Origin of the sequence: Bradyrhizobium cajani, from assembly GCF_009759665.1 — a bacterium.
In the GTDB taxonomy this organism is placed as follows: domain Bacteria; phylum Pseudomonadota; class Alphaproteobacteria; order Rhizobiales; family Xanthobacteraceae; genus Bradyrhizobium; species Bradyrhizobium cajani.
Window position 1 is genome coordinate 401,863 of record NZ_WQNE01000002.1, and the last position, 25,294, is coordinate 427,156.

Genomic DNA, 25,294 nt, shown 5'->3' on the forward strand with positions numbered 1-25,294 from the left:
CCTTCGAGGCCTCCGCTACGCTCCGGCACCTCAGGGTGACGGCGAGAGAGTTGAGTTCGCTATCTCCACACCGTCATTGCGAGGAGCGCAGCGACGAAGCAATCCAGACTCCGCCGCGGAAAGACTCTGGATTGCTTCGCTGCGCTCGCAATGACGGACGTGGATAGGCCTGCGGTCACATCACGACCGGCGCATCCGGCAGCTCGTTCGGTCGCGATCCCTGCGGCGGGAAATGCTGCGCCAGCTCGCGCGACACGGCCTCGATGCCGCCGATCACGCCGCGTTCGAACTGGCCTGAGCCGAACTCGGCCTCCATCGCGCGGCAGATGTTCTCCCAGCCCTGCGTACCAACCTTCGCGTCGATGCCGCGATCGGCGACGATCTCGACGTCGCGATCGGCGAGCAGGAGATAGATCAGGACGCCGTTGTTGTGCGCAGTGTCCCAGACGCGCAGATGCGAGAACACGTCGAGTGCCCGTTCGCGGGCCGGCTGGTTGCGGAACAGCGGGCGGCCATCGAGCGCGCCTTCGACCACGAAGCGGACCTGGCCGGAATGGGTGGCCTCCCCCCGCCTGATCGCCTGCTCGATGCGGGTGAGCACCTTTGGCGGAAAGATCTGCTTCGCTCGCCAATGATGCTGCACGAGATGTCTGGCAATGCGCTTGATGCTCATGACCGCTACCAGCTCCCCGAGGCGCCGCCACCGCCAAAACTGCCACCGCCGCCGCTGAAGCTTCCGCTGCTGCTCGACGACCCGCTGCTCCAGCCACCGCCGGAGGAGCCGCTCGACCACGCGCCGCCGCGCGACGACCCCCTGCTTGGCCCCATCGCTGAAAACAGATCGGCGATGAATCCGATGATGAAGCCGAGGGCGCCGAGAGCCAAGGCGAGCGCGAAGGAGCCGAGAATGAGCCAGCTCAGCGCTGCGATGATCCCTCCGGTCGCCAGTGATCCGAGCAGCCGCCCCAGCATGGCCCGGAAGAACCCGCCGACCCCGATCGAGGCGAACAGCGTCACGATGAAGAGCGGCGCGAGATCGTCCAGATTGCCGAAGTTGACCGTCGGCGAGGGGACCGGCAGCGGCTCGCCGTCGATGACGCGGATCATGCGATCGACCCCATCCGAGATGCCGCCGCTGAAATCGCCCGTCCTGAATTTCGGTGTGATGATCTCATCGATGATACGCCGTGACGTGACGTCGGTCAGCGCGCCTTCGAGCCCGTAGCCGACCTCGATGCGCAGATGCCGGTCGTTCCTGGCGACGACGAGAATCGCGCCGTCGTCGACCTTCTTGCGACCGATCTTCCAGGCGTCCGCGACGCGGATCGAGAACTGCTCGATCGTCTCCGGCTGTGTCGTTGGCACGATGAGGACTGCGACCTGGCTGCCCTTGCGGGTCTCGAAGTCACGCAGCTTCTGCGACAGCGCGGCGATGTCGGCGCTGGAGAGCGTACCGGTCTGGTCGACCACGCGGCCGGTGAGCTGGGGCACGGCGACGTCGGCCGAGACGGGGAACGCAAAGGCAAGGAAGAGTGCGACGACCACTATCGCCCGCAACAAATTCGCTGTCATCGCCCGCCTTGTGCGCCCTGCGCACTGGGGCGGGCGATCCAGTATTCCAGAGGCCGCAGTGCTTACACCGAGAAGCCGCGGCGTACTGGATTCCCCGCTTTTGCGGGGCATGACGGCGGAGCGTGTGGCGCGCATCGGAGGCGAACGCGCTTACTTCGACGGTGCGGGCGCCGGATTGAAATCGACCTTGGGCGCGGTCGATATCTCCTTCTCGTTCTCGACCGTGAAGTTCGGCTTCTCCTTGTAACCGAACATCATCGCGGTGAGGTTGCTCGGGAAGGAGCGGATGGTGACGTTATAGTCCTGCACCGCCTTGATGTAGCGGTTGCGCGCCACCGTGATGCGGTTCTCGGTGCCTTCGAGCTGCGACATCAGATCCTTGAACAGGGCATCCGACTTGAGCTGCGGATAGTTCTCTGTGACGACGAGGAGGCGCGACAGCGCGCTGGAGAGCTCGCCCTGGGCGGCCTGGAACTTCTGGAAAGCGGCGGGATCGTTCAGCACCTCGGGCGTCGCCTGGATGCTGCCGACCTTGGCGCGCGCATTGGTGACGCCGAGCAGCACGTCCTTTTCCTGCTGGGCAAAGCCCTTCACCGAGTTGACGAGGTTGGGCACGAGATCGGTGCGGCGCTGGTACTGGTTCACGACCTCGGACCAGTTGGCCTTGATCCGCTCGTCCTCGCTCTGAATGGCGTTGTAACCGCAATTGGTCAGGCTCAGCGAGGCCAGTGCCGCCAGCACGGTGAGGATCTTGCGCATTAAATTTCTCCCGGTGAAATCCTGTGACTCAATACCAATAGCAATCACACGATGCCAGTTTTCGTCATTCCGGGGCGCGAAGCGAACCCGGAATCTCGAGATTCCGGGTCTGGTCCTTCGGACCATCCCGGAATGACGGCGGTGAATGAGCGAGCGCCAGCCGATTGACGCAAGCCTCTTGCCTATCGCTGGCCGACATAGTCAACTCTGCGAAACAACAAGATCAAGCGGGAAACGCCAGGGGAACGCGATGGGAAACGCGATGACCTCGTTCGAGACCATCCTCGTGGAGAGGCCGGATCCGGCGATCACCCGGGTCGTGATGAACCGGCCCGAGGCGCGCAACGCACAGAATCTGCAAATGACCTACGACCTCAACGCCGCCTTCGATGCGGCGGTGCAGGACGATGCGGTCAAGGTGATCATCCTCGCCGGCAGCGGTCCGCACTTTTCTTCCGGTCACGATCTGCGCCCCGGCGGCAAGAATGCCGCAGGCGTGGATTTTCCGCCGATCGGAAATTGGGGCGGCTTCGCTGAACCGAATGCGCATGGCCGCTTCGCGCGCGAGCAGGAAATATATCTCCAGATCACCCGGCGCTGGCGCAATCTCGCCAAGCCGACCATCGCCGAGGTCCACGGCAAGTGCATCGCCGGCGGGCTGATGCTGGCCTGGGCCTGCGATCTCATCGTCGCCAGCGACGACGCGCAGTTCTGCGACCCCGTCGTCACCATGGGCGTCTGCGGCGTCGAATGGTTCGTGCATCCCTGGGAGCTGGGCCCACGCAAGGCCAAGGAATTCCTGTTCACCGCCGACAGCTGGAGCGCGCAGGAGGCGCAGCAACTCGGCATGGTCAACCAGGTCGTGCCGCGCGCGGAGCTGTCATCGCGCGTGCTGGCGCTGGCGCAGCGGATCGCGACAAAACCGTCCTTCGCGCTGAAGCTCACCAAGGAGGCGGTGAACCGCTCCGTCGACGTGATGGGTCAGCCCGCCGCGATCGACCAGGCCTTTGCGCTGCATCAGCTCTGCCACGCCCATAATCTCCAGGAGTTCGGCATGATCGTCGATCCATCCGGCCTGCATCCCTCCGTGCGCAAGCCACCGGCGGCGGAGTAGCGCGATGGATCTCAACCTCAGTGACGAGCAGCGCCTGCTGCGCGAGAGCGCGGAACGCTTCGTGGCCGAGAGCTACGATGCCGATCATCGCCGCAAGATGGCGAACGATCCGCTCGGCTTCAGCCCTGATGTCTGGAAGCAGTTCGCCGAGCTCGGCTGGCTGGCGCTTCCGCTTCCCGAGGAGTTCGGCGGGCTCGGCGGTGGCGCGGTCGATGTCGGCATCCTGATGGAAGCCTTTGGCCGCGGGCTGGTGTCGGAGCCCTATGTTGCGACCGTGGTGCTGGGAGCCGCGCTGATCGACAGATGCGGCACCACGGAGCAGAAACAGGCGAGCCTGCCCAAGGTGGCGGACGGATCCCTGAAACTCGCATTTGCGCATTCCGAGCGCGCAGCGCGGTTCGACCTCGCCAAGGTCGCGACATCAGCCAACAAGACGGCGCAGGGCTGGCGCCTGGCCGGCAGCAAGATCGCCGTGCTCGACGGGCATGCCGCCGACGAGATCATCGTCTCCGCGCTCATGCATGACCATCACGGCCCTTCGGGACGTATCGGCCTGTTCGTGGTGCCGGCGACGGCGCCGGGCCTCGCGATCTCCGACTACGCGCGCCTCGGCGGCGGGCGCGCCTGCAACATTGAACTGTCCGACGTGCACCTGCCGGAAGACGCCCTGCTCGGCGACGGCGACGACGCGCTGCCCGCGATCGAATGGGCGGTCGACCGCGCCATGGCCGCACTCGGCGCGGAAGCCGTCGGCATCATGCAGACGCTGCTCGACACCACGCTGGAGTACACCAAGATCCGCAAGCAATTTGGCCGGCCGCTCTCCGCCAACCAGGTGATCCGCCACCGCCTCGCCGACATGGCGATGCAGGTCGACGAGTCCCGCTCGATGGCGCTGCACGCCGCGCTGAAGGCGGACGGCAGGCCGATCGAGCGGGCGCGCGCCGCCTCGGGCGCGAAGGCGAAGATCGGCAAATGCGCGCGCTTCGTCGGCGAGCAGGCGATCCAGCTTCACGGCGGCATGGGCGTCACCGAGGAGCTCGAGGTCGGCGCCTATTTCAAGGGTCTCGTCGCCTTCGATACGCTGTTCGGCGGCAGCGCGCATCACTATGGCCGCCATGCCGAGCTTGGCCGCGTCGCCATGACGACCTGACGAGAGGAGCGCATCATGGACCTGTCGTTCAATGCCGAGGAGCGCGCCTTTCAGGATGAGGTGCGCGGCTTCATCGCGAAAAACCTGACCGAGGAGATGAAGCGCGCCACCGCGCTGACGCCGTCGGTGTTCTCCGACCCCGAGATCGGCATGGCCTGGCAGCGCGCGCTGCACAAGCAGGGCTGGGGCGCGCCGGGCTGGCCGGTCGAATATGGCGGGCCGGACTGGACCCCGGCGCAGCGCTGGATCTTCGAGACCGAATCCGCGCGGGCCGGCGTGCCCAATGTCAACGTGATGGGCGTGAAGATGGTGGGGCCCGTCATCATCGGTTTCGGCTCGCCGGAGCAAAAGAACTTCTACCTGCCGCGGATCCTCTCCGGCGAGGATTACTGGTGCCAGGGCTATTCCGAGCCGGGCTCAGGCTCCGACCTCTCTTCGCTGAAGACGCGCGCGGTGCGCGACGGTGACGACTACATCATCAACGGCACCAAGATCTGGACCACCCATGCGCACCACGCCAACCGCATGTTCGCGCTGGTGCGCACCAGCGACGGGCCGCGGCAGCAGGACGGCATCAGCTTCATCCTGATCGACATGAAGACGCCGGGCATCACGACGCGCCCGATCCTCACCATCGGCGGCGACCACGAGGTCAACCAGGTGTTCTTCGACGACGTGCGCGTGCCTGTGGCCAACCGCGTCGGCGACGAAGGCAAGGGCTGGACCTACGGCAAATATCTGCTCGAGTTCGAGCGCGGCTCCGGCATCGCCTCGGCGAAGCTGCGCGAGGGGCTGAAGGCGATCGCGGAGCTGGCCGAATCCGACCTGACCGGACGCGCGATCGACAGTCCGGATATCGCGACGCGCATCTCGGAGGTGGAGGTCGACATCGACGCGCTGGAGATGACCGAGCTGCGCGTGCTCTCGGCGCTGCAGACCGGGCAGAATCCCGGTGCGGTGTCGTCGATCCTGAAGCTGCGCAACAGCGAGATTCGGCAGGAGGTCACGCGACTAGGGGCCGACGTGATCGGCCATGACGCCCTCGCGGTCGAGCCGATGCGACCGCTGTACAAGCTGAACCACGAGCCGGCAATTCCCGAGGAGATGCTGACGGTGATGCCGGAATATCTCAACGGCCGCGCCTACACGATCTTCGGCGGCACCTCGGAGATCCAGCGCGACATTATTGCGAAGATGATGCTGGGGATTTGAGCTGCCTGCGATTTAACGACACGCGCGCGACATTCTCCGCTGTCGTCCCGGACAAGCGAAGCGCAGATCCGGGACCCATAACCACAGGCGGATGTGGTTACGGGGACTCGGAGTTGCCGCTTCGTACCAAACTCCGCCCTGTGGTTATGGGTCCCGGGCTCGCGCTTCGCGCGCCCCGGGACGACAGTTGAGTTTGTCGCAACAGCCTGCGTCACAGAACGTCCCGCTCAGCCCGCCGCCTTCGCGTCCCGGATCGCCTGCCAGATCTTCTGCGGCGTCAAGGGCGTATTCAGCTGGGTGATGCCGAGCTCGGCGAGCGCGTCCATCACGCCGTTGGTGACGCAGGGCGGGCCGCCGATGGCGCCGGATTCACCGCAGCCCTTGGCGCCGAGCGGATTGGTGCGGCAGGGCGCGGAATCGTCCAGCGTCACAACGATCGGCGGCACGTCGTCGGCGCGCGGGATGCAATAGTCCTGGTAGCTCGCGGTCAGGAGCTGGCCGTCGGCATCGTAGGAGACGCCCTCATACAGCGCCTGGCCGATGCCCTGCGCGACGCCGCCATGGATCTGGCCCGTGACCAGCATCGGGTTCACGGCAACGCCGACGTCGTCAACCGTGGTGTAGCGCACGACCTTGGAGACGCCGGTCTCAGGGTCGATCTCGACCTCGCAGATATGGGTGCCGTTCGGCCAGCTCGGACCGTCGACCTCACCTTCGGAATCGACGCTGAGCTTGGCGCCGCCTTCCTTCTCGGCGAGATCGAACAGGCTGATGCGGCGGTCGGTGCCGACCACCGTGAGCATGCCGCCCTGATATTCGATGTCCTCGACCGAGGTCTCCAGCACGTTCGCCGCCTTCTCGCGCGCCTTCTGAATGAGATCGTTGGAGGAGACCGCGACCGCGGTGCCGCCGACGAACAGCGAGCGCGAGCCGACGCTGCCAAAGCCCATGGCCAAATCAGTGTCGCCCTGGACGACGTCGATCTTGTCCATGGCAATGCCGAGCGTGTCGGAGATCATCTGGGTGTAGGTGGTCTGCAGCCCCTGCCCCATCGCCATGGTGCCGGAATGCAGCACGACGCGGCCCTGCGAGGTCGCGTGCAGGCTGACCTTCTCGGTATGCGCGCGGCCGCCGGTCCATTCGATATAGGAGGTGAGGCCGCGGCCGTAGAGCAGGCCCTTCTTCTTCGCCGCCTTCTTGCGCGCCGCATAACCATCCCAATCCGCAAGCTTCACGGCGCGATCGAGCATGTGCGCGAAGGCGCCGGAATCGTAGACCTGGCCGGCGGCGTTGGTGTAGGGCAGCTGTGCCGGCTTGATGTAGTTGGCCTTGCGGATCGCGCGCGGATCCATACCGATCTTTCGCGCGGCGGCGTCGAACAGGCGCTCGACGATGAAGACCGCTTCGGGACGGCCTGCGCCGCGATAGGCGCCGACCGGCGCGGTGTGGGTCATCACCGACTGCACCTCGAAATGCACCAGCGGCAGATCGTAGACGCCGGTCTGCACGAACGGCCCGAGCACCAGCGGGATGATATTGGCCGCGCCCGAGGAATAGGCGCCGGTGCAGCCGATCGACTTGACGCGATAGGCCAGCACCTTGCCCTTCTCGTCGAGCGCGAAGGACGCGGTCGAGGTCAGGTCACGGCCGTGGGTACCGCCGACGAATTCGTCGGTGCGGTCGCCGCGCCAGCGGATCTTCTTGTTCAGCTTGGTCGCGGCATAGGCGACGATGCCGTCCTCGGGATAGAGGTTGGTCTTCTGGCCAAAACCGCCGCCGATGTCGCCGACCAGCACGCGCACGCTGTCCTTGGGACGCTTGAGCACGGCCTCGGCGAGCACGTCGCGGGTCGAAGCGGGGGTCTGCGACTGCACGTGCAGGAGAAGACGTCCGGACTTCTTGTCGATCTCGGCAATGGTCGAGCGCGGCTCCATCGCGGAGGGCACCAGGCGCTGGCTGACAATGTCGAGCTCGACGGTATGCGCCGCCCTCGCAAAGGCCTCGTCCACCTTGGCCGCATCGCCGTAAGCCATCGCACCCACGATATTGTCGGGCGCCTCTAGCCACACCACGGGCGCGCCGGGCTTCACCGCCTCGACGGGATCGACCACCGCAGGCTGCACGTCATATTCGACCACGATCGCCTCGGCCGCGCTCTGCGCCTCGGTGCGCGACGACGCCACCACAGCGGCCACGGCCTCGCCGGCGTAGCGCACGACCTCGTGGGCGAGCAGGCGGCGCGGCGGCACCGTCATCGGCTTGCCGTCGGGGCGCTTGAAGATGCTTAAGGTAGGGATGCTGCCGATATCGTCCTTGACGAGGTCGGCACCGGTGTAGATCGCGGTGACGCCCGGCATCGCCGCCGCGGCGCTGGTGTCGATCGAGACGATCTTCGCGTGGGCGTGCGGCGAACGCAGCACGTGCAACCACAGCGCGCCGTCTTGCGGCTTGTCGTCGATGAACTGTCCCTTCCCGGTGAGCAGCCTCTGGTCTTCCAAACGCTTGACGGGCTGGCCCGCTCCGAAACGCAAATTGCCGGGAAGAATGTTCATTCCGTGGGGTCCTCTAAGCCTCAAAGTGCGGCCGCCTTTTAGCGGATCGAGGCAGGCGAGACCAGCCGCGGTTTTGGGCGGGTGGGATACCGTCATTCCGGGGCGGTCCGAAGGACCGAGCCCGGAATCTCGAGATTCCGGGTTCGCCCTGCGGGCGCCCCGGAATGACGACTACGCCAGCTCCCGCAATGCCGCTTCCACGACCTTGCGTGCATCGGCCGTCAGCGCGGCCTGCGGCGGGACGGGATCGCCGACGTCGTAGCCCTGGATCGAAAGGCCCGCCTTGATGCAGGCGGCGAGATTGAAGCGGGCGAAGGCCTCGTTGATCCGCCACAGCCTGCGCTGGAGCACCATGGCCTCGTCCCAGCGGCCGGCCTTGCAGAGATCGTAGAGCTTAACGCTCTGGTGCGGGATGATGCAGGCCGGTCCCGCCATCCAGCCGAGCCCGCCGATCAGCATCACCGCAGCCGGGATATGGGCCGAGGCCGAGAACACCCGCAAGGCATCGCCGCAGCGGTTCATGATCGAGAGCAGCCGGCCGGTGTTGGTCGAGGCGTCCTTGATGTAGCCGATGCGCGGGTGCTCGGCGAGGCGCGCGATGATTTCGAGCGTGAGATCGGAGCGCTGAAATTGCGGATTGGTGTAGATGACGACAGGGATGTCCACGGCATCGGCAATGGCGCGGAAGTAGGATTCGACCTGGGCATCGGCGAGCGGGAAATAAGCCTCCAGGATCGCGAGGATGCCGTCGGCGCCGAGCTTCTGATACGCCCTCGCCTGCGCCACCGCATCCGCCGTCGAGGTCGAGGCGACGCCGGCCACGACCGGCACGCGGCCCCTCGCTGCCTCGATCGTGGTCCGCACGATGGCGGTGCGCTGCGCGGCATTGAGATAGGCAAACTCGCCGGTCGAGCCCAGCGGCGTCAGACCGTGAACGCCGGCGCCGATCAGATCGTCGCAGAGCCTGGCGAGCACTTGGGTGCGCACGCTGCCATCGGCATCGACAGGCGAAACGAGATAGGGAAAAACGCCGTGAAAATCGGGCATGTCAGGTGTGAACCCAAAAAAACTGGTTGCGCCTGACCGGTCTTACCAATGCCCGCGGCCGCGATCAAACCCTGAGCAGCCGCACCCGCGTGCCCCAGGGATCGGTCGCCTCCACCCCATCCGCAAGTGCCGTGACGTTCACACCACTCTTGCGCAGGCGTTCCTGCTGTGCGGCGAGCACTTCCTGCTTCTCCGTCACCAGCGAGAACCAGGCGAGGCCCGTGGCCTGGTCGTCGCGCTGGCCCGCGCCCTGGCTCTGCCAGACGTTCATGCCGAGGTGATGATGATAGCGGCCCGAGGACAGGAACGCGGCGCCGTTGCGGCGGCGGGTCGGATCGAGGCCGACCGTACCGTGATAGAAGCTTTCCGCCTGCGCAAGATCGCCGACGCGCAGATGCATGTGACCGACGCGCAGGCCATCCGGCGCCTTGGCATAGTCGGCAATGCGCGTATTGGTCAGCGACAACAGGTCGGGGATGTTGAGCTCGTCCGTTGCCATCTTCACGCTGCCCTCGCTCCACTGCCATTGCGCGGGATCACGATCGGCATAGACCTCGATGCCGTTGCCTTCGGGATCGTCGAGATAGACGGATTCGCTGACGAGGTGATCGGCAAAGCCTGACAGCGGAACGCGATGCGAGGCGGCGTGCACCAGCCAGCGCGCCAGATCCTTGCGCGTCGGCATCAGGAAGGCGGTGTGGTAGAGGCCGGCGGCGTTGCGCGGCTCGAGCGCGGCGTCGGGACGGGCTTCCAGCACGAGCAGCGTGATTCCGGCCGTGCCGAGCCTTGCTGCAGTCCCCGAACGCTCCATCACCGTGAGCCCGATCACGTCACGGTAGTAGTCCGCAACCTTGTCGAGATTCTTGACCCGCAGCGTCACCATGCCGACCCGCATCGGCGTGCGGCTGGCGTAGGTCGGCCCGGCGCCCTGAGGAGCGCCCTCGGCGCGCGCCGCGGCTGCGGCCGCCATCGCGAGCGAGGTCGCGCCGGCGAGTTGAAGCAGGGTGCGGCGGGTGAAGTCGATGGTCATCGGTTGAAGCTCGCTGAAATCCTTGAGGTCATGCGGCGCGATTTCCGGATTGCTACACGTTCCCGTGAGCGCCTCCCAATCACATGTTCGTCGGCCGCTGCAGCCCGGAGGTCCTGACCACCCGGCCAGTTTCGCAAACGCCTGCGACGTCCCAGATAGAGGACAGCTACAGGAGCCTGCCATGACCGACTTTACTCCCCTGTCTTCTCTATCGTCCGCACTTGCGGACGTCGCGGCGCGTGCCGCGCCGTCCGTGGTCTCCGTGCACTCGCACCGCTCCCGCGCAACCGGCTTCGTCTGGAAGGCGGGCCTGATCATCACCGCCGACGAGGCGCTGGCCGATGAGGGCGAGGTCGAGATCGGCCTTCCCGACGGCAGCACCGCGGCCGCCACGATCGCCGGCCGCGACCATACGACCGATATCGCACTGCTGCGCACTCAGGCCGCCATCGCGCCGGTCAAGCTGACGGCCACGGTCCCGCCCCTCGGCGCGCTGTCGGTCGTGGTCGCCACCAACCGCGATACGCCGAGTGCGGCGCTCGGGATGGTGTCGGCATCCGGCAAGAGCTGGCGAAGCCTGCGCGGCGGCGAAATCGATGCGCGGATCGAGCTCGACGTGCGCCTGCGTCCCAGCCAGGAGGGCGGCCTCGCGCTAGATGCCTCGGGCGAAGCGTTCGGCATGGCCGTGCTCGGCCCGCGTCGGGTGCTGGTGATCCCGACGGCGACGATCGAGCGCGTCGCGCCCCAGTTGGAGGTACGCGGCCGTATCGCGCGCGGCTATCTCGGCCTCGGGCTCCAGCCGGTGCGGCTCGAGGACGGCGTCGGCGCCATGGTGATGAATGTCGACAAGGCCGGACCTTCGGCTGCGGCCGGCATCCGTCAGGGCGACGTCATCGTCGCGGTCGACGGCCAGAAACTCTCCGGCGTGCGCGCGCTGTCGCGGACCCTGGGTCCGACGAGCGTCGGCGCCGTGGTCGATGTCGCGGTTCGTCGCGGCGGCGAGCCGGTCAATTTCAAGGTCACGGTCGGCGAGAGGCCGGAAGCGTGAGCGAGCACAACGCGCCCGAGATCGTGCTGTCGCTGGAGATCGACGATTCCGCCCTCGCCGATCGTCTGGCGGCCCTGCTCGGTAGCGTCGCGGGGCTGCGCCTGGCCGCGCCCGGCGAGCAAGCGGCGGCAGCGATCGTCGCCCGCGATCCGCGCGTCATGCCTGCGGACATCGCGCTGACGCAGCGCGAGCTCGACGTGCTGGCGCTGATGGCCGAGGGCGCCTCCAACAAGATGATTGCGCGCCAGCTCGGCATCTCCGTGCACACCGTGAAATTCCACGTCGGCTCGCTGCTCGACAAGCTGGATGCCACCGGCCGCACCGACGCGGTGGCGCATGCGGCGCGCCGCGGCGTGATCGAGCTCTGAGCGCGGTAAGTCATCCGGACGGAGCGATCTGCGCCAGCGCGCGCAGACGTTCCATGTCGACGACGCGGCCATGGCTGATGACGACACGCGGCGGAGCGTGGAAGCGAAGCGCCTCGGTGACATCACCCTGATCGAGGATGACGAGATTCGCCGCGCAACCAAGCCCGAGGCCATAGCGTTCCAGATTGATCGCGGTCGCCGCACGCGTGGTGATCATGTCGTAGAGCGTCTCGCGCTCGCTCTTCCTGGTCATCCACAGCAGATGCGAGGCGAGGAACGCCACCTCCAGCATGTTGTTGCGGCCGTGCGGATAATAGGCGTCCGAGATGTCGTCCTGGCCGAGGCAGACATTGATGCCGGCGCCCAGAAGCTCCTCGACCCGCGCATGCAGCGGGCCGGTGTGAGGATTGCTCACGATGCTGACGCGGGCCTTCCCGAGCAGCGCCATCAGCTCGCGGAGGTAGGTCTCGGGATAGAGCGCCATCGCCCGGCAATGATGGGCGAGTGCCCGTCCCTCGGCGCCACGCGCGATCACCGCGCGCGCCATCATGTCGAGCGTGCGCATGTCGGGATCGCCGACATCGTCCAGCAGCATCGAGACGTCGGCGCCGTGCTCGGTCGCCAGGTCGAAGCAGAATTCGACATGGCGGCGCATGTCCTCCTCATTGGCCTCGATCCAGGGAATGCCGCCGACGATATCGGCCCCGAGCGCCATCGCCTTGCGCATCAGATCTTCGGCCCCCCGCTCGCGCGACAGACCGTCCTGGGGAAAGGCGACGACCTGGATCTCGACGATGCCGCGAAATTCCTCGCGGATTGCGAGCAATGCCTTGACGCCTTCGAGCCGGGCCTTGGTGTCGACATCGGCGAAGGCGCGAATATGGAGATTGCCGTGGAGCGCGGCGAGCGCCACGGCGCGCCGCGCGTTCGGGACGATCCAGGACGCGTCGTAGCCGCTCTTCACGACGGCGGCGAGATCGACCGCCTTCGCCGCCGCGCTCATGCCGCCGCCCTGATAGGCCTCCAACGCCTCCTCCGACATCATCGGCAGGGTCCAGACCTTGCAGAGGTGCAGGTGCGGATTGACATAGGCCGGCGTCACCAGACCACCCCCGGCATCTACGACGGATTTCGCGCCGGTTTCAAGCCGGCTGCCGATCGCCGTGATGACGCCGTCGGTGATCGCGATGTCGACGATCTCGCGACCGCGCGTACGGGCGTTGGTGACGACGATGTCGGGCAGCCGGGACATTGCGAAACTTTCACTCGGTACCCACGCTCATGCAAACGCGGTGCCGGACTGGGACGGCGGCGGAAACTGGAGCCGGACGGTGAGGCCCGGCGCATTGTCATGGAGGACAATCTCGGCGCCATGGAGGCGGGCAACCGCCGCGACCAGGCTCAGGCCGAGGCCGTTGCCCGGCGTGTAGCGGCTCTGTTCGAGCCGGTAGAAGCGTTTGAAGACCTGGTCCCGCTGGTCGGCGGGAATGCCGGGACCGTCGTCGGCGATCGCGATCGCCGCACCGCCATCGGCGCTGCGGCAGGTCACGGTCACCGTCCCGCCCTTGCTACCGTGCTTGATCGCATTGTCGACGAGATTGGCGACGGCGTCGAACAGCAGGTCGCGGTCGCCTGTGATCGCAACCTCGCGGTCGCCGCCGAGGCTGAGACGGGTCGCGACCTGCTCGGCTGCGGCGTCGTAGAGCTCGACGACTTCGCCCGCGACCTCGGCGAGGTTGAGGGTCCGGAACGCGCTCCGGCGCGCGCGGGTCTCGATCTCCGAGATCCGGGTGATCGAGGCGAACATGTGAAGCACCGCGTCGAGATCGGCGATGGTGTCGCCGATCAGCGCCGCGTCGGCCTCGCCGTTGCGTGGGGTGTGATAGGCCTTCTCCAGCCGGCCGCGCATGCGCGTCAGCGGCGTGCGCAAATCATGGGCAACGTTGTCGCTGACCTGCTTGACCTCGCCCATCAGCGTTTCGATGCGATCGAGCATCTGGTTGAGGTTTTCCGCGACGCGGTCCCACTCGTCGTTGCTGTCGCGCAGGGGGATGCGCTGATCCAGCCCCGACAGCATGATGGCGCGGCTGGTGGCATTGATCTGCTCGATACGCCCGACCGTACGCCGTGTCACCAGCACGGCCGCGAGCCCGGCGAGCACCAGAAGCAGAACGGCGACCGCGACCATCGCAAGCTCGATCATGCGCGTGAAGGCATCGTGATCGCCGGCGTCGCCGATCCGGCTCTGCACATAGGCGAGCGTGCCGAAATAGACATAGGCCATGATCGCCGCGACGATCAGCCCGAACGCCGCGATCGCGATCAGCGCCAGGCGGAAGGTCGAGGAACGGAGCGTCTTAGCCAGGAGCACGGAGGCAATATCCGATGCCGCGGATGGTGTGGATCAGCGGGTAGTCCTGGCTGTCGTCGACCTTGCGGCGGACCCGTCCGACATAGACGTCGATGATGTTCGTGGAGGGGTCGAAATGCAGGTCCCAGACATGCTGGAGCAGCATGGCGCGGGAGACGACGCGGCCCTCGTTGCGGACGAGATATTCGAGCAGCTGGAATTCCCGCGGCAGCAGCGGAATCTTCCGGCCGCGGCGGCTCGCGCTGCGCGCGATCAGGTCGATGGCGAGGTCGCCGACCCGCAGAAGCGTCTCCTTGGCAATGGTCTCGCTGCGGCGGCCAAGGGCTTCCAGGCGCGCCAGGAGCTCGACGAAGGAGAACGGCTTGACGAGGTAATCGTCGCCGCCGGCGCGCAAGCCGCGCACGCGGTCATCGACCTCGCCGAGCGCGGAGATGATCAGGAAGGGCGCGGCGATGCCGTCATCGCGCAATTGCCGCATCACGGTGATGCCGTCGATGTCGGGCAGCATGCGGTCGATGGTGATCACCGCATAGTCGCGCGCAACGCCGTGGCTCAGGGCTTCGCGCCCGTTGGCCGCGAGGTCGACCTCGTAACCGGAGGTCGTCAGCTCCTCGACGAGCTGGCCTGCGGTCTCCGGGTCGTCCTCGACGACCAGAATGCGGCGGTGACCTCCGGTCATGCAAAACTCCGCGCGACGATCGCCACCAGACTATCCCGTTCCGGGGCTGAGCGGAACTGCCCGATGGCGATCGCGACAATGGTGCGGTAGGGCGATGCGACTACCAATAGTCTCCGCACACATTGACCCATTGCCACCCATAGGCTGTCCAGCTCCTCTGCCAGCAGCCGTCGTCATAATAGTTGGCATAGCTGGCATAGAAGAACGGCGCGCCGGCGAAAGCGAACCGGTTGAAGCGGTGACGGTGGAAGAAGGCATGGCGGCCGATGAAGGGCCTGCCGTGCCAGCCCGGGCCAGCAAACCGCGGGCCGAAGGCGGCGCGGGTCGCTAATGGTGCACCGGCAAAGCGCGGCCCCATGGCAGCACGGGCGGCCATTGGCGAACCGGCGAAGCGGGCGCCACCGAAACGAGCACCGCCCATGCCGCCAAATCGCATGCCGCCGCCACCCATGCCGCCACCGCCGACATGCATCCCGCCGCCACCGAAGTGGCCACCGCCGCCGAAATGGCCGCCACCGCCAAAGCCGCCATGGCCGCCGCCGCCGCCACGTGCGAGCACCGGCGAAGCAACCGCCATCGCTGCTACAATCATCGTCGCGGTGAGGCCTTTGAGAAGCCTGTTGTTCATCGAAACGTCCTCCTTGCAGCGCGGCAGTCTGCGTGCCGCGCGAGGAGGATTAGATGAGGAGAACGAGCCCTCTCCTTCAACTTACAAATGCGCCAGATTCTGACGCGGGTGTTAGGGAGGTGGAGGCCCACTCTCTCCTCGTCATTGCGAGCGCAGCGAAGCAATCCAGAATCCCTCCGCGGAAAGACTCTGGATTGCTTCGCTGCGCTCGCAATGACGACGTGGATAGAACTTTCCGTAAGTCGAGTAGCTCGACGCGCGGACGGCTCCCCCTCACCCGGAATCCGCGCTGCGCGCGAATTCCGACCTCTCCCCGCTGAAGGGCGGGGAGAGATTAAGACATCACACGCGCTTGCCGTTGCTCTTCTCGGCCGCGCGGCGCATGGCTTCGGCGAGAGCGCCGCCGCCGGAGGATTCCTGCTTGCGCGGTGCGGACGAAGTCATGCGGTTGGCATTGCGTGAATTGTCGCGCTGCATGCCGGGCGCGTCCTTCTTGGCACCGACCTCGTCGTCGAGCCGCAGCGTCAGCGAGATGCGCTTGCGCGCGACCTCGAAGTCCAGCACCTTCACCTTGACGATGTCGCCGGGCTTCACCACCTCGCGCGGATCCTTGATGTAGTTCTTGGACATCGCGGAGATGTGCACGAGGCCGTCCTGGTGCACGCCGATGTCGACGAAGGCGCCGAAGGCGGCGACGTTGGTCACGGTGCCCTCGAGGATCATGCCCTTCTGGAGATCCTTGATCTCCTCGACGCCCTCCTTGAACACCGCCGCCTTGAACGCCGGACGCGGGTCGCGGCCGGGCTTCTCGAGCTCGCGCAGGATGTCGGTGACGGTCGGCAGACCGAAGGTCTCGTCGACGAAATCCTTCGGCTTCAGCGTGCGGACGATGTCGCTGCTGCCGATCAGCGCCTTGATGTCGCTCTTGGTCGCCGCGAGAATCCGGCGCACCACCGGATAGGCTTCCGGATGCACGCCGGAGGCGTCGAGCGGGTCCTCGCCGCCGAGGATGCGCAGGAAGCCCGCGCACTGCTCGAACGCCTTGGGCCCGAGCCGTGGCACATCCTTGAGCGCCTTGCGCGACTTGAACGGGCCGTTGGCGTCGCGATGCTGCACGATGCTCTGCGCGAGACCGGAGCCCACGCCCGACACGCGCGCCAGCAGCGGCGCGGAGGCGGTGTTGACGTCAACGCCGACCGCGTTCACGCAGTCTTCGACCACGGCATCGAGCGATTTGGCGAGCTTGGCCTGGCCGAGGTCGTGCTGGTACTGGCCGACGCCGATCGCCTTCGGCTCGATCTTGACGAGCTCGGCGAGCGGGTCCTGGAGCCGTCGCGCAATCGAGACTGCGCCGCGCAACGTGACGTCCAGCCCGGGCAACTCCTGCGAGGCGAAGGCGGAGGCCGAATAGACCGACGCGCCCGCTTCCGATACCACGATCTTGGTCATCTTCAGTTCGGGCAGCCCCTTGACGAGATCGGTCGCGAGCTTGTCGGTCTCGCGGGAGGCCGTGCCGTTGCCGATCGCGATCAGCTCGACGCGATGCTTCAGCGCCAGCCTGCCGAGCGTTGCCAGCGACTCGTTCCATTGCCGCTGCGGCTCGTGCGGATAGATCGCGGTGGTGTCGACCACCTTGCCGGTCGCATCGATCACCGCGACCTTGACGCCGGTGCGGTAGCCGGGATCGAGCCCCATGGTGACGCGGGTGCCGGCCGGCGCTGCCAGCAGCAGGTCGCGCAGGTTCGAAGCGAACACGCGCACGGCCTCGGTCTCGGCCGCATTCCACAGCCGCATCCGCAGGTCGATGTTGAGATGCACCTGGATCTTGGTGCGCCAGGCCCAGCGCACGGTGTCGATCAGCCAGCGGTCGCCGGCGCGCTTGAGGTCGGCGATGCCGAACCGCTTCATGATCTTCAGTTCATAGGCGCCCGGCACGCCCGGCGGCGGTGCCTCGGCCTCGGCCTGGATCTGCAGATCGAGGATCTCTTCCTTTTCGCCGCGGAACATCGCGAGGATGCGGTGCGAGGGCAGCTTCGTCAGCGGCTCGGAGAAATCGAAATAGTCGGCGAACTTCTCGCCCTCGGTCTTCTTGCCGTCGCGCACCTTGGAAGCCATGCGCGCATTGGTCCACATCTCCTCGCGCAGTGCGCCGATCAGGTCGGCGTCCTCGTCGAAGCGTTCGACCAGGATGGCGCGGGCGCCGTCGAGTGCGGCAGCGGCGTCGGCAACGCCCTTCTCGGCATTGATGAAGCTTTCTGCCACGACCTTCGGATCGTTGCCGGGCTCCGCCATCAGCTGATTGGCGAGCGGCTCGAGGCCGGCTTCCTTGGCGATCTCGGCCTTGGTGCGGCGCTTCGGCTTGAATGGCAGATAGATGTCCTCGAGGCGCGCCTTGCTGTCGGCAGCGAGAATGGTGGCTTCCAGCGCAGCGTCGAGCTTGCCCTGCTCGCGGACCGATTCAAGGATGGCCTTGCGGCGGTCCTCGAGCTCGCGCAGATAGACCAGCCGCTCCTCCAGCGTACGCAATTGCGCGTCGTCGAGCGCACCGGTCGCTTCCTTGCGGTAGCGGGCGATGAAGGGAACCGTGGCGCCGCCATCGAGCAGCGTTACCGCCGCTTCGACCTGCTCCGCACGAACCCCAAGCTCCTGCGCAATCTTCAGGTTGATATTTGCCACGCGAGAATCCTTCTATCCAGGCACGCAACGCGGGGGCGAACCACCGGCTGCGGGACGCCGCTTATGGACCAACCAAGGTTGATTCATCAAGGTGCGGTGCACAACCGTCGACAGAGGATTTTTTTCTTGCGTCGATGCGATCTCGCCACATTCGTTCGGGTGCGGCAGACAGGGGACAATAGCCCCTCATCCGGCGAGACGAACCAATGGCGCAACGCGGTGCTCGGAAACTCGCCGTCGTCGGCGAGCGAGTTCGCGATCGGGCATGTAATGAACGATGCCGCAGCCGCGGCGATGTCGGCGTCGGAGAGCTGGTCCCGGCATCGCAACGCTGGCAGCCGGGGACCGGCGGACCGGGTTGCAGCGACCGCACGGCTCTCTCTTTGATAGGATTACCTCTCCGTCCCATGCAACCCTGCCCCTCGCGCCGGCTCGGTTGATTCAGGCGGGCCCTTGCGAAAGGAAGGTAACGCCGCATCAAGGAGATTTGGACTTTCATGACTTTGCCGATGAGCTGGAATGAATGGGCGCAGCACGACGGCGTGGCGCTGGCCGCCCGCGTCCGCAAGGGCGAGCTGACGGCAAACGAGCTGGCGCGGCAGGCCGCTGCGGGCGTCGCCAAGGTCAATCCGGCGCTGTCGGGCGTGGTCGAGCTGTTCGACGACGTGATCGCCGATCCCGCCAAGGATGGCGCCAATCTCTCCGGCCCGTTCGCCGGCCTGCCCTTCCTGATGAAGGATCTGGGACCGACCATGAAGGGCCGGCTCCAGGAGATGGGCTCGCTGCTGATGCGCGGCAATCGCGCCCCAGCCGACACGTTCCTGACCGGTAAATTCCGCCAGGCTGGCCTCAACCTGATCGGACGCACCACGACGCCGGAATTCGGCGTGTGCAGCTCGGCCGACAATCCGGCCGTCTACGTCACGCGCAATCCCTGGAATACCGACTACACCACCTGCGGCTCGTCCGCTGGCAGCGCCGCGATGGTCGCCGCCGGCGTGGTGCCGATCGCACATGCGACCGATGGCGGCGGTTCGATCCGCATTCCCGCTGGCGTCAACGGCAATATCGGCCTGAAGGTCTCGCGCGGCGTGTTCTCGCTCGCCCCGCACATGTCCGATCTCACCGGTCTCGTCTCGATCCAGGGCTGCCAGTCGCGCTCGGTGCGCGACACCGCTGCCTTCGTCGATCATGCCCGCGGGCCGGCGCCGGGCGAGTTCATGCCGTTCTGGACCACGGCGCAGCCCTATTCCGAGATGATCAAGCGCGATCCTTCAAAGCTTCGCATCGCGCTGTCGCACACATGGGGCGACTACACCGCGACGCCAGAGATCGCAGCCGAGCTGGAGAAGGCCGGCCGCTTCCTCGAGGGACTCGGCCATCACGTCGACTACGCGCTGCCCGAGCTCGATTTCCGCGCTGCCTTTGCGGCGCAGACAACCTGCTACATCTCGAATTTCGCGGTGGTGATCTCCAACATGCTGGCCGCGCGCGGGCTGGAGAAGCCGCCGGAAGATCTGATCGAGCCCATGAACATCCGGATCTGGGAAGCCGGCCGGCACACGAGCTTCGCCGAGCGGGCGAAGATGCAGGGCGTGTTCAACACCACGTCACGCGGCTTCGGCGCGTTCTTCGAGCAGTGGGACGTGATCCTGACGCCGATCACCGCGCTGCCGACGCCGAAGGTCGGCACCAAGGAATATCTCACGATCTCCGACAATCCCGATGTGCTCGACTGGTTCGGCAATCTCTGGCGCTTCTTCGCCTTCACGCCGCTCGCCAATCTCTGCGGCATGCCGGCGATCTCGATGCCGATGGCGAGCCAGGAGCACGGCCTGCCGCTCGGCATCCAGGCCATCGCCAAGCAGGCCAATGACGGCCTCCTGCTGCAACTCGCCGCCCAGATCGAGCGCGCGCTCGACGGCAAGTGGAACGGCGGCAGGAAGCCGAAGGTGCATGTGGGCTGAAGAGCTGCGATCGCGATGATCTGCGATCGCGCTACCCGCCTCAGTTCTTCACCGCCGGGATATCCTCCGCCGGCGGCTGCTGCTGACCCTGCCGGTACATCGCCAGCGCCTTGTCGAGCGCTTCGCGCAGCGCCAGCGCCGCGGCGACACTGCAACGTAAGTGCGCGGTCTGGACCACATCGACCCTGACGGCGGGGCCGACCGGCATCAGCAGGTTCGCGGCGAGCTCGATCTGGATCGCGCCGTTGTGATGGCCGAAGCAGGATGCGCCGTCGAAATAGATGATCGGCGCCCGCTCCGAGCTTGAGCTCGAAATGGTGACGGGCCCCTGATTGGTGGCGGGCGTTTCGGGGTCGGTCATGGGCGCTCCTTACGGCTAGTCGACGGGCGCTCACCATCGTTGCTTCGGCCCGCTCTGTCGAGGCTAAACCGCCCGGCAGACCTGCCGTGCGACACGTTTTCGGGGTTTTGCGCGACGCCCGACACTGGTCTAGAACATCGCCATGTCCAGCACACCTACGACGCTCCCGTTCGAGGAACTCGCCGAGGCCATCAAGGGCCGCCGTTCCGATTACGGCCATATCAGCGGGCTCCAGCTCGACCGTTTCGCGCCGGGCGAAGCCTGGTCCAGCCTACCCTACCGGCCCGTCTTCGTCGGCGACACCGAGACCGGCGTGCTGCATGGCGGCGTCGTCACCGCGATGCTGGACGAGAGCTGCGGCATGGCGGTGCAGCTGGCGCTCGACGGCACGCGCGCGATCGCAACCCTCGATTTACGGATCGACTACCAGAAACCGGCGACACCCGGCCTCGACATCAAGGCGCATTCAGTCTGCTACCGCACCACGCGCTCGATCGCCTTCGTGCGCTCCACCGCCTATCAGGAGTCCGAGGACGATCCGGTCGCGACCGCGACCGCCTGCTTCATGATCGGCGCCAACCGCACCAACATGCTCGCCGACCGCAGGATGGATGCGCGCAGCATCCCGACGCTGGAAGCGCCGGAGGATCCGGACGGCCCGTTCGCGCGCAGCCCGTTCGCGCGCTGCCTCGGCATCCGCCTCAACGACGACGGCACGCTGACGATGCCGTTCTCGCCGCAGATCATCGGCAATCCGATCCTGCCCGCGATCCATGGCGGCATGACCGGCGCTTTCCTCGAGACCACCGCGATCGTCGGCGTGGCGCGCGAACTCGGCACTGCGGCGCCACCCAAGCCGATCGGCCTCACTGTCAACTATCTGCGCTCGGGCCGCGCGCTCGACACCTTCGCCAACGTCTCGATCGTGAAGCAGGGCCGGCGCATCGTCGCCTTCGAGGCACGGGCCTGGCAGGATAATGCGAACAAGCCGATCGCCACGGCCTTCGGTCACTTCATGCTGCGGCAGGCGCCCGGAAACGACGAGGAATAGGCGCATTTTACTTGACGGCCGGGGCTCGGGCCACAACGATAGCGCGTTCTCCGCGAGAGGTATTGGGTTGCGGCATCCGCTCGACATCGTCGCCATGTTCGCCGCACTCTGGCTGCTGGCCTCGATGGTGCTCGACGCGCTGACGCCGAAGGAGCTGACGGCGATGATGATCGCCATCGCGATCGGGCCCGCCATCGTCATCACCGCCGTGTTCTATTACCTGCGCTGCCCGCGCACGGATTTCGCGGTGATGTTCGCAGCGCTCTGGCTGATCTCGGACATCGCGATTGCCTTCATATCGCCGAAGGAGCTGCCGCATTTCCTGATCGCTCTCGGCTTCGTGCCGGCCCTGCTGATCGGGATCGTGCTGCACTGGCAGCGCTTCCAGCGCCGCCACGAGCGGCTGCCCGTGCCGTCAGTGAAGCGCGGCTAGCGTAAAAGCGGACGCCCCGGCTCAGCCACCCTGCTCTTTCTTCAACGTCTCGACGGCGCGGATCACCACCTGATCCTCATCCCAGTGCAGACGCTCAAAGGAAACCGCGACCCGTCCCGCGGCGTCCAGGATGTAAAGCTCGATGCGGTGACGGTTCACCAGCGATTCGACGAAATTGACGCCGAGCTGGAAATGCGCGCGCAGCGCATCATTGCCCTCGATCGCCCGTAATATCCGATGATCTTCATCCATGCGGACCGCGCGGTCCTTGCCGTAGACGCGCAGCCGTTCGGGCCGATCGAACTCCGGATCGTACGTGATCGCGGCCGTGCGGATGCGCGTCGCGAGGCCTTGCGCGTCGAGCAATGCCTGGACACGCGCAAGCTTCGCGACCGTGAGCGAGCACTTCAACGGATTGTCGCATCGCGTATAGAAGAAAACCACAATCGACGGGCTGCCACGGAAGAAGTCGACGAACTTCAGCAATTTTCCGTCCTGATCCTGCATCACGATGGAATCGATCGATTCGAACTCCCGGCGAGCGGTCGACGTACGGATCGAGACGTTGCCGCCTTTGGGCAAGCCACCGCAACATGATGGAGTGCCGCCGGCGGTCGCGCTGATGGCCTGCAGAACCCTGTCGAGGTCGAGGCGAAGCTTCCGTGGCAGCCCCGGCTCAACGCGCCAGCGCTCGAGCTGGGGCAGAATCGCCCGCGCGTTCGGACCAAGCCAGGCCAGGGTTGCCAGCAATTCGGATACCGCGCTCGTGCCGCTGGATGACGTGGCGTACTCGCCGTAGCTTTCGAACGACACCGGTTCGTCGTGGTATCGAACCTGGTTGAGAGCACGCGCGACGAACGGCGCAAAACTCTCATTCGGTTTTGAATAGGAACGCAACGCCCGGGCGGCCGCAGCGACCAGGTAAGCATCGATACCCGTGTCCAGCTCTTCGAGCACGAAGATCAGCGCCTGATCGGAGAGCCCGGCGCGCGCGAGCGCCAGCAGTATCCAGCCGCGCATGCGGACGACAGTTGCCGCCCCTCGCCCGCTGTAGACCGGATGTTCCTCGCGCAGCAAATCCGAGAGCTGCGCGCTGCCGACCGGATCGGCCGCAAGCGAGTCGACCAGTCCGGCGAAGTCGTCCTCCGACACCGCGCGCGTTGCGTTGCCGAAGATCACCATCTTACTTTACCGGCCGTACTTGCTGAGGAAGCGGCGCGCGGTCTGCTTGTACTTCGCCGGGGCCTTGGCTGCCCCGAAGCGCGTGACGCTCTGCATCAGGACCTTGTCCTTGCCAAGCGCGGCGTCATCGCCGAATTGTTCCAGCGCAGTCAAGCTGGTGGCCTTGATGTCCGAGTAGTCTTTTTTGTCCTTCAGTATCTTGAGCGCCTGCTGTTGCAGCTTTTCCGGGTTCAACGAATGCAATGCGGAGGCTGCGAGCTGCCGGTTCTCGCGCAACTCCTTCTTGTCGCGGAGCACCTTCTCGAACAGCGGCGCCGATCTGGCGTCGGCCGCGAGCAGACGCAACGCCTCGCGCTTCGCCTCCTTGTTCGGCGGCTTCTTCACGATCGCTCGTGCGGCCGCGTAGGCTTCCGCGTGCACATCATTGCCGAGAAGCTGAAGCGCCTTCTCCGGCGGAAGCAGCGCCTTGGCGGGATCCTTCAGGCCGTTCAGGAGCTTCTTCTGTGCAAACCCGTCCTTGTTGCGCATGAGGATGCCGAGGGCGCGCCGCCGCAGCTGCTCGTGAGAATCTGTCGAGACGTCCCGCAGGGCCGCAATGTAGTCCGCATTCACTGATTCGAAGTTGGCGACGCTGAACGCCGCCGCACCAAGCGATTGCAGCGCCGCCATCCGCACTCCGATCGGCTTGCCGATGTTGCGCAGGAGTTTCAACAGGCGCCGCACATCGTCGGTGTTCTCCGCCACCTGGACGGAGGGCGGCGCGCCGGCTTTTCGCTTTCGGGGCTCGAGCTTCTTTGCAACTTTCCGTTTCGTTGCCATCATCTCATCTCCCGATGCCAGAGCGCGCTAGATCTGGACGTCGTCATAGCCGAATCCCATGTTGGACCCGGCATTGACGGTGCCGAGATAGTCAATGCAGTCTCGGACACGCGGCTGCAGGCCCGGTGCTCCGACGCAGAGCGAAGTCGCCAGGGACCCGCCGGGAGCCGTCGGAGGACGGGTGGGGTCGGTGGCACTGGTGATGCCGTTCCAGGGCCACATGGTGTCGTTCAGTCTGTGGCCCGGCCGGCTGCCCGGCCTGTCGTCAAATGACGACGTGGCTGCCGGGTCGAAACGGCCGTTCTGACGTTGCCATTTCGCCCACAGCCGATCGACGTTGCAGTGAAGCAGGAAGAACAGCGGGTCTTTCGCCGCCGTCGGCGGGTCGTGGATGAAGCCGCCGAAGCTCGTATGTGCGAGCCCGTGCGGGTCACCTTCCATGCTCCGGAACGTCCGGAACTGAGTGCCCAGCGCCAGCGTTTGCGCCTCCTTCATCGGATTGGGGGGCGCCTGCGAGACCGGAAAGTCGGGCGTGCGGCTAATCCCCGGAGTGCTGTCCGTCTTCCAGAATTCCAGCGGGTTGCCGTTGCGGAATTTCACGGTCCCGTTCGCGTCGGACTCGCCTAGAAAGTCGCGCGTGAAAACATTCGGCGCGGGTTGATCGAAGCGCCAGTAGGGCAGCGCCACGCTCGGATCGAGCGCCTGAAGCTCGCGCTCCAGATCGAGCAAATAGGCGCGATGCCAGGGCAGAAAGCCCGGCGCGGCGTGCGCCTGCGACAGGTTTGGAACCTTGTGCATGTTGTTGAAATCCGAGTAGCGCCCGAGCCCCTGATTGTTGAGCTTGGCGAACGCCGCGATGAATCGATCGCGCTCGGCGTTGGTGAGCTTGGAGGCGTTCTTGCGGATGCGCACCATCAACCCGACGGATCCGACCAGCGTGTTTCCCACACGCGCCTCGATCTTGACGTCGCCGTTGCTGGTGCTCGGCTGGCCAAATGTCCCGGCCGTGAAGAACGGAACGGTCGCCCCGCTTGTCGGAACGGTCAGCGTGAGAGTGCTTGCGAACGCTCCGGTCGGGCCGCTGCGGAATCTGACCGCGCCCCCGTTTGCCGCCGATACACCGGTGATCTTCACACTAACGGTTGGCGTGTTCGCGCCAGAAGGATTGGTCACACGAATCCGGCACGGAGAAGGCGACCATGTAACAAACCGTGCCTCGGGAGCGATGCTGTTATTAATCTGCAGTTCGACGTCCATAATTATGCCCTCCCA

General features: G+C 66.0%; 23 protein-coding genes. 8 read left to right on the forward strand and 15 right to left on the reverse strand.

Annotation, left to right across the window (positions count from 1 at the left end; translation table 11 throughout):
- Window positions 1-175 precede the first annotated feature (175 nt).
- The 3 genes from GPL20_RS04570 to GPL20_RS04580 all read right to left on the reverse strand — a co-directional run bounded on the left by GPL20_RS04570 (window position 176) and on the right by GPL20_RS04580 (window position 2,331).
- On the reverse strand, window positions 176-673 hold the full coding sequence (locus GPL20_RS04570; RefSeq protein WP_157328081.1) for a TPM domain-containing protein: 498 nt from the start codon (window positions 671-673) through the stop codon (window positions 176-178).
- 5 nt (window positions 674-678) lie between these two features.
- Window positions 679-1,572 (reverse strand): TPM domain-containing protein, encoded by an 894-nt coding sequence (locus GPL20_RS04575; protein ID WP_167532884.1) that lies wholly within the window; start codon window positions 1,570-1,572, stop codon window positions 679-681.
- Between the two features lie 150 nt (window positions 1,573-1,722).
- A complete protein-coding gene (locus tag GPL20_RS04580; RefSeq protein ID WP_157328085.1) occupies window positions 1,723-2,331 on the reverse strand; it encodes a LemA family protein in 609 nt (202 codons plus the stop codon).
- 262 nt (window positions 2,332-2,593) lie between these two features.
- On the opposite strand from GPL20_RS04580, the gene GPL20_RS04585 reads away from it, so the two are divergent.
- From GPL20_RS04585 to GPL20_RS04595, 3 genes are read left to right on the forward strand one after another with little or no spacing between them, the layout of a single operon-like run.
- Window positions 2,594-3,445, forward strand: coding sequence for an enoyl-CoA hydratase (locus tag GPL20_RS04585; protein ID WP_157328239.1), 852 nt, complete (start codon window positions 2,594-2,596; stop codon window positions 3,443-3,445).
- Window positions 3,446-3,449: 4 nt separating this feature from the next.
- Window positions 3,450-4,598, forward strand: a complete 1,149-nt coding sequence (locus tag GPL20_RS04590) for an acyl-CoA dehydrogenase family protein (RefSeq protein WP_157328087.1) — start codon at window positions 3,450-3,452, stop codon at window positions 4,596-4,598.
- A 15-nt stretch (window positions 4,599-4,613) separates the two neighbouring features.
- Window positions 4,614-5,810 carry an acyl-CoA dehydrogenase family protein gene (locus tag GPL20_RS04595; protein ID WP_157328089.1) on the forward strand — a complete coding sequence of 399 codons (1,197 nt, stop codon included), beginning with the start codon at window positions 4,614-4,616 and terminating at the stop codon, window positions 5,808-5,810.
- Window positions 5,811-6,037: 227 nt separating this feature from the next.
- Here the strand turns inward: GPL20_RS04595 and GPL20_RS04600 are convergent, their stop codons facing one another.
- The 3 genes from GPL20_RS04600 to GPL20_RS04610 all read right to left on the reverse strand — a co-directional run bounded on the left by GPL20_RS04600 (window position 6,038) and on the right by GPL20_RS04610 (window position 10,439).
- Window positions 6,038-8,362: a xanthine dehydrogenase family protein molybdopterin-binding subunit gene (locus tag GPL20_RS04600; protein ID WP_157328091.1), complete on the reverse strand. Its 2,325-nt coding sequence runs from the start codon at window positions 8,360-8,362 to the stop codon at window positions 6,038-6,040.
- A gap of 171 nt (window positions 8,363-8,533) precedes the next feature.
- Complete coding sequence (locus GPL20_RS04605) at window positions 8,534-9,409, reverse strand: dihydrodipicolinate synthase family protein (protein WP_157328093.1); 876 nt, start codon at window positions 9,407-9,409, stop codon at window positions 8,534-8,536.
- Between the two features lie 64 nt (window positions 9,410-9,473).
- Window positions 9,474-10,439 carry a VOC family protein gene (locus tag GPL20_RS04610; protein ID WP_157328095.1) on the reverse strand — a complete coding sequence of 322 codons (966 nt, stop codon included), beginning with the start codon at window positions 10,437-10,439 and terminating at the stop codon, window positions 9,474-9,476.
- A gap of 181 nt (window positions 10,440-10,620) precedes the next feature.
- Here GPL20_RS04610 and GPL20_RS04615 point away from each other — a divergent pair, with 181 nt between their 5' ends.
- Together GPL20_RS04615 and GPL20_RS04620 are read left to right on the forward strand one after the other, a co-directional pair.
- Window positions 10,621-11,487 carry a S1C family serine protease gene (locus tag GPL20_RS04615; protein WP_157328096.1) on the forward strand — a complete coding sequence of 289 codons (867 nt, stop codon included), beginning with the start codon at window positions 10,621-10,623 and terminating at the stop codon, window positions 11,485-11,487.
- Entirely contained in the window at window positions 11,484-11,855 is a 372-nt protein-coding gene (locus GPL20_RS04620; RefSeq protein ID WP_254125682.1) for a response regulator transcription factor, read from the forward strand. Before GPL20_RS04615 ends, GPL20_RS04620 begins: the two co-directional genes overlap by 4 nt.
- Window positions 11,856-11,865: 10 nt before the next feature.
- Here GPL20_RS04620 and GPL20_RS04625 read toward each other — a convergent pair whose 3' ends face one another.
- The 5 genes from GPL20_RS04625 to GPL20_RS04650 all read right to left on the reverse strand — a co-directional run bounded on the left by GPL20_RS04625 (window position 11,866) and on the right by GPL20_RS04650 (window position 18,209).
- Window positions 11,866-13,107 carry an amidohydrolase family protein gene (locus tag GPL20_RS04625; protein WP_157328098.1) on the reverse strand — a complete coding sequence of 414 codons (1,242 nt, stop codon included), beginning with the start codon at window positions 13,105-13,107 and terminating at the stop codon, window positions 11,866-11,868.
- 27 nt (window positions 13,108-13,134) lie between these two features.
- Window positions 13,135-14,226, reverse strand: coding sequence for a sensor histidine kinase (locus GPL20_RS04630; RefSeq protein WP_254125680.1), 1,092 nt, complete (start codon window positions 14,224-14,226; stop codon window positions 13,135-13,137).
- Entirely contained in the window at window positions 14,213-14,905 is a 693-nt protein-coding gene (locus tag GPL20_RS04635) for a response regulator transcription factor (protein ID WP_157328100.1), read from the reverse strand. The genes GPL20_RS04630 and GPL20_RS04635 overlap by 14 nt, the downstream gene beginning before the upstream one ends.
- Window positions 14,906-15,005: 100 nt before the next feature.
- Entirely contained in the window at window positions 15,006-15,533 is a 528-nt protein-coding gene (locus tag GPL20_RS04640; RefSeq protein ID WP_157328103.1) for a hypothetical protein, read from the reverse strand.
- Between the two features lie 342 nt (window positions 15,534-15,875).
- Complete coding sequence (locus GPL20_RS04650; protein ID WP_254125678.1) at window positions 15,876-18,209, reverse strand: Tex family protein; 2,334 nt, start codon at window positions 18,207-18,209, stop codon at window positions 15,876-15,878.
- 497 nt (window positions 18,210-18,706) lie between these two features.
- Here GPL20_RS04650 and GPL20_RS04655 point away from each other — a divergent pair, with 497 nt between their 5' ends.
- The gene (locus tag GPL20_RS04655; RefSeq protein ID WP_167532885.1) at window positions 18,707-20,176 is read left to right on the forward strand and encodes an amidase; all 1,470 of its coding nucleotides are present in this window, start codon (window positions 18,707-18,709) and stop codon (window positions 20,174-20,176) included.
- 40 nt (window positions 20,177-20,216) lie between these two features.
- Here the strand turns inward: GPL20_RS04655 and GPL20_RS38690 are convergent, their stop codons facing one another.
- Complete coding sequence (locus tag GPL20_RS38690) at window positions 20,217-20,537, reverse strand: hypothetical protein (RefSeq protein ID WP_167532886.1); 321 nt, start codon at window positions 20,535-20,537, stop codon at window positions 20,217-20,219.
- Window positions 20,538-20,679: 142 nt separating this feature from the next.
- On the opposite strand from GPL20_RS38690, the gene GPL20_RS04665 reads away from it, so the two are divergent.
- The gene (locus GPL20_RS04665) at window positions 20,680-21,588 is read left to right on the forward strand and encodes a PaaI family thioesterase (protein ID WP_157328107.1); all 909 of its coding nucleotides are present in this window, start codon (window positions 20,680-20,682) and stop codon (window positions 21,586-21,588) included.
- Between the two features lie 67 nt (window positions 21,589-21,655).
- Entirely contained in the window at window positions 21,656-22,021 is a 366-nt protein-coding gene (locus GPL20_RS04670) for a hypothetical protein (protein ID WP_167532887.1), read from the forward strand.
- A 21-nt stretch (window positions 22,022-22,042) separates the two neighbouring features.
- Here the strand turns inward: GPL20_RS04670 and GPL20_RS04675 are convergent, their stop codons facing one another.
- Genes GPL20_RS04675 through GPL20_RS04685 form a run of 3 tightly spaced genes read right to left on the reverse strand, consistent with a single transcriptional unit; the run spans window position 22,043 to window position 25,279 of the window.
- Window positions 22,043-23,203, reverse strand: a complete 1,161-nt coding sequence (locus GPL20_RS04675) for an SCO family protein (protein ID WP_157328109.1) — start codon at window positions 23,201-23,203, stop codon at window positions 22,043-22,045.
- A gap of 6 nt (window positions 23,204-23,209) precedes the next feature.
- Window positions 23,210-24,025 (reverse strand): hypothetical protein, encoded by an 816-nt coding sequence (locus GPL20_RS04680; RefSeq protein ID WP_157328111.1) that lies wholly within the window; start codon window positions 24,023-24,025, stop codon window positions 23,210-23,212.
- 24 nt (window positions 24,026-24,049) lie between these two features.
- Complete coding sequence (locus tag GPL20_RS04685; protein ID WP_157328114.1) at window positions 24,050-25,279, reverse strand: tyrosinase family protein; 1,230 nt, start codon at window positions 25,277-25,279, stop codon at window positions 24,050-24,052.
- Window positions 25,280-25,294 lie beyond the last annotated feature (15 nt).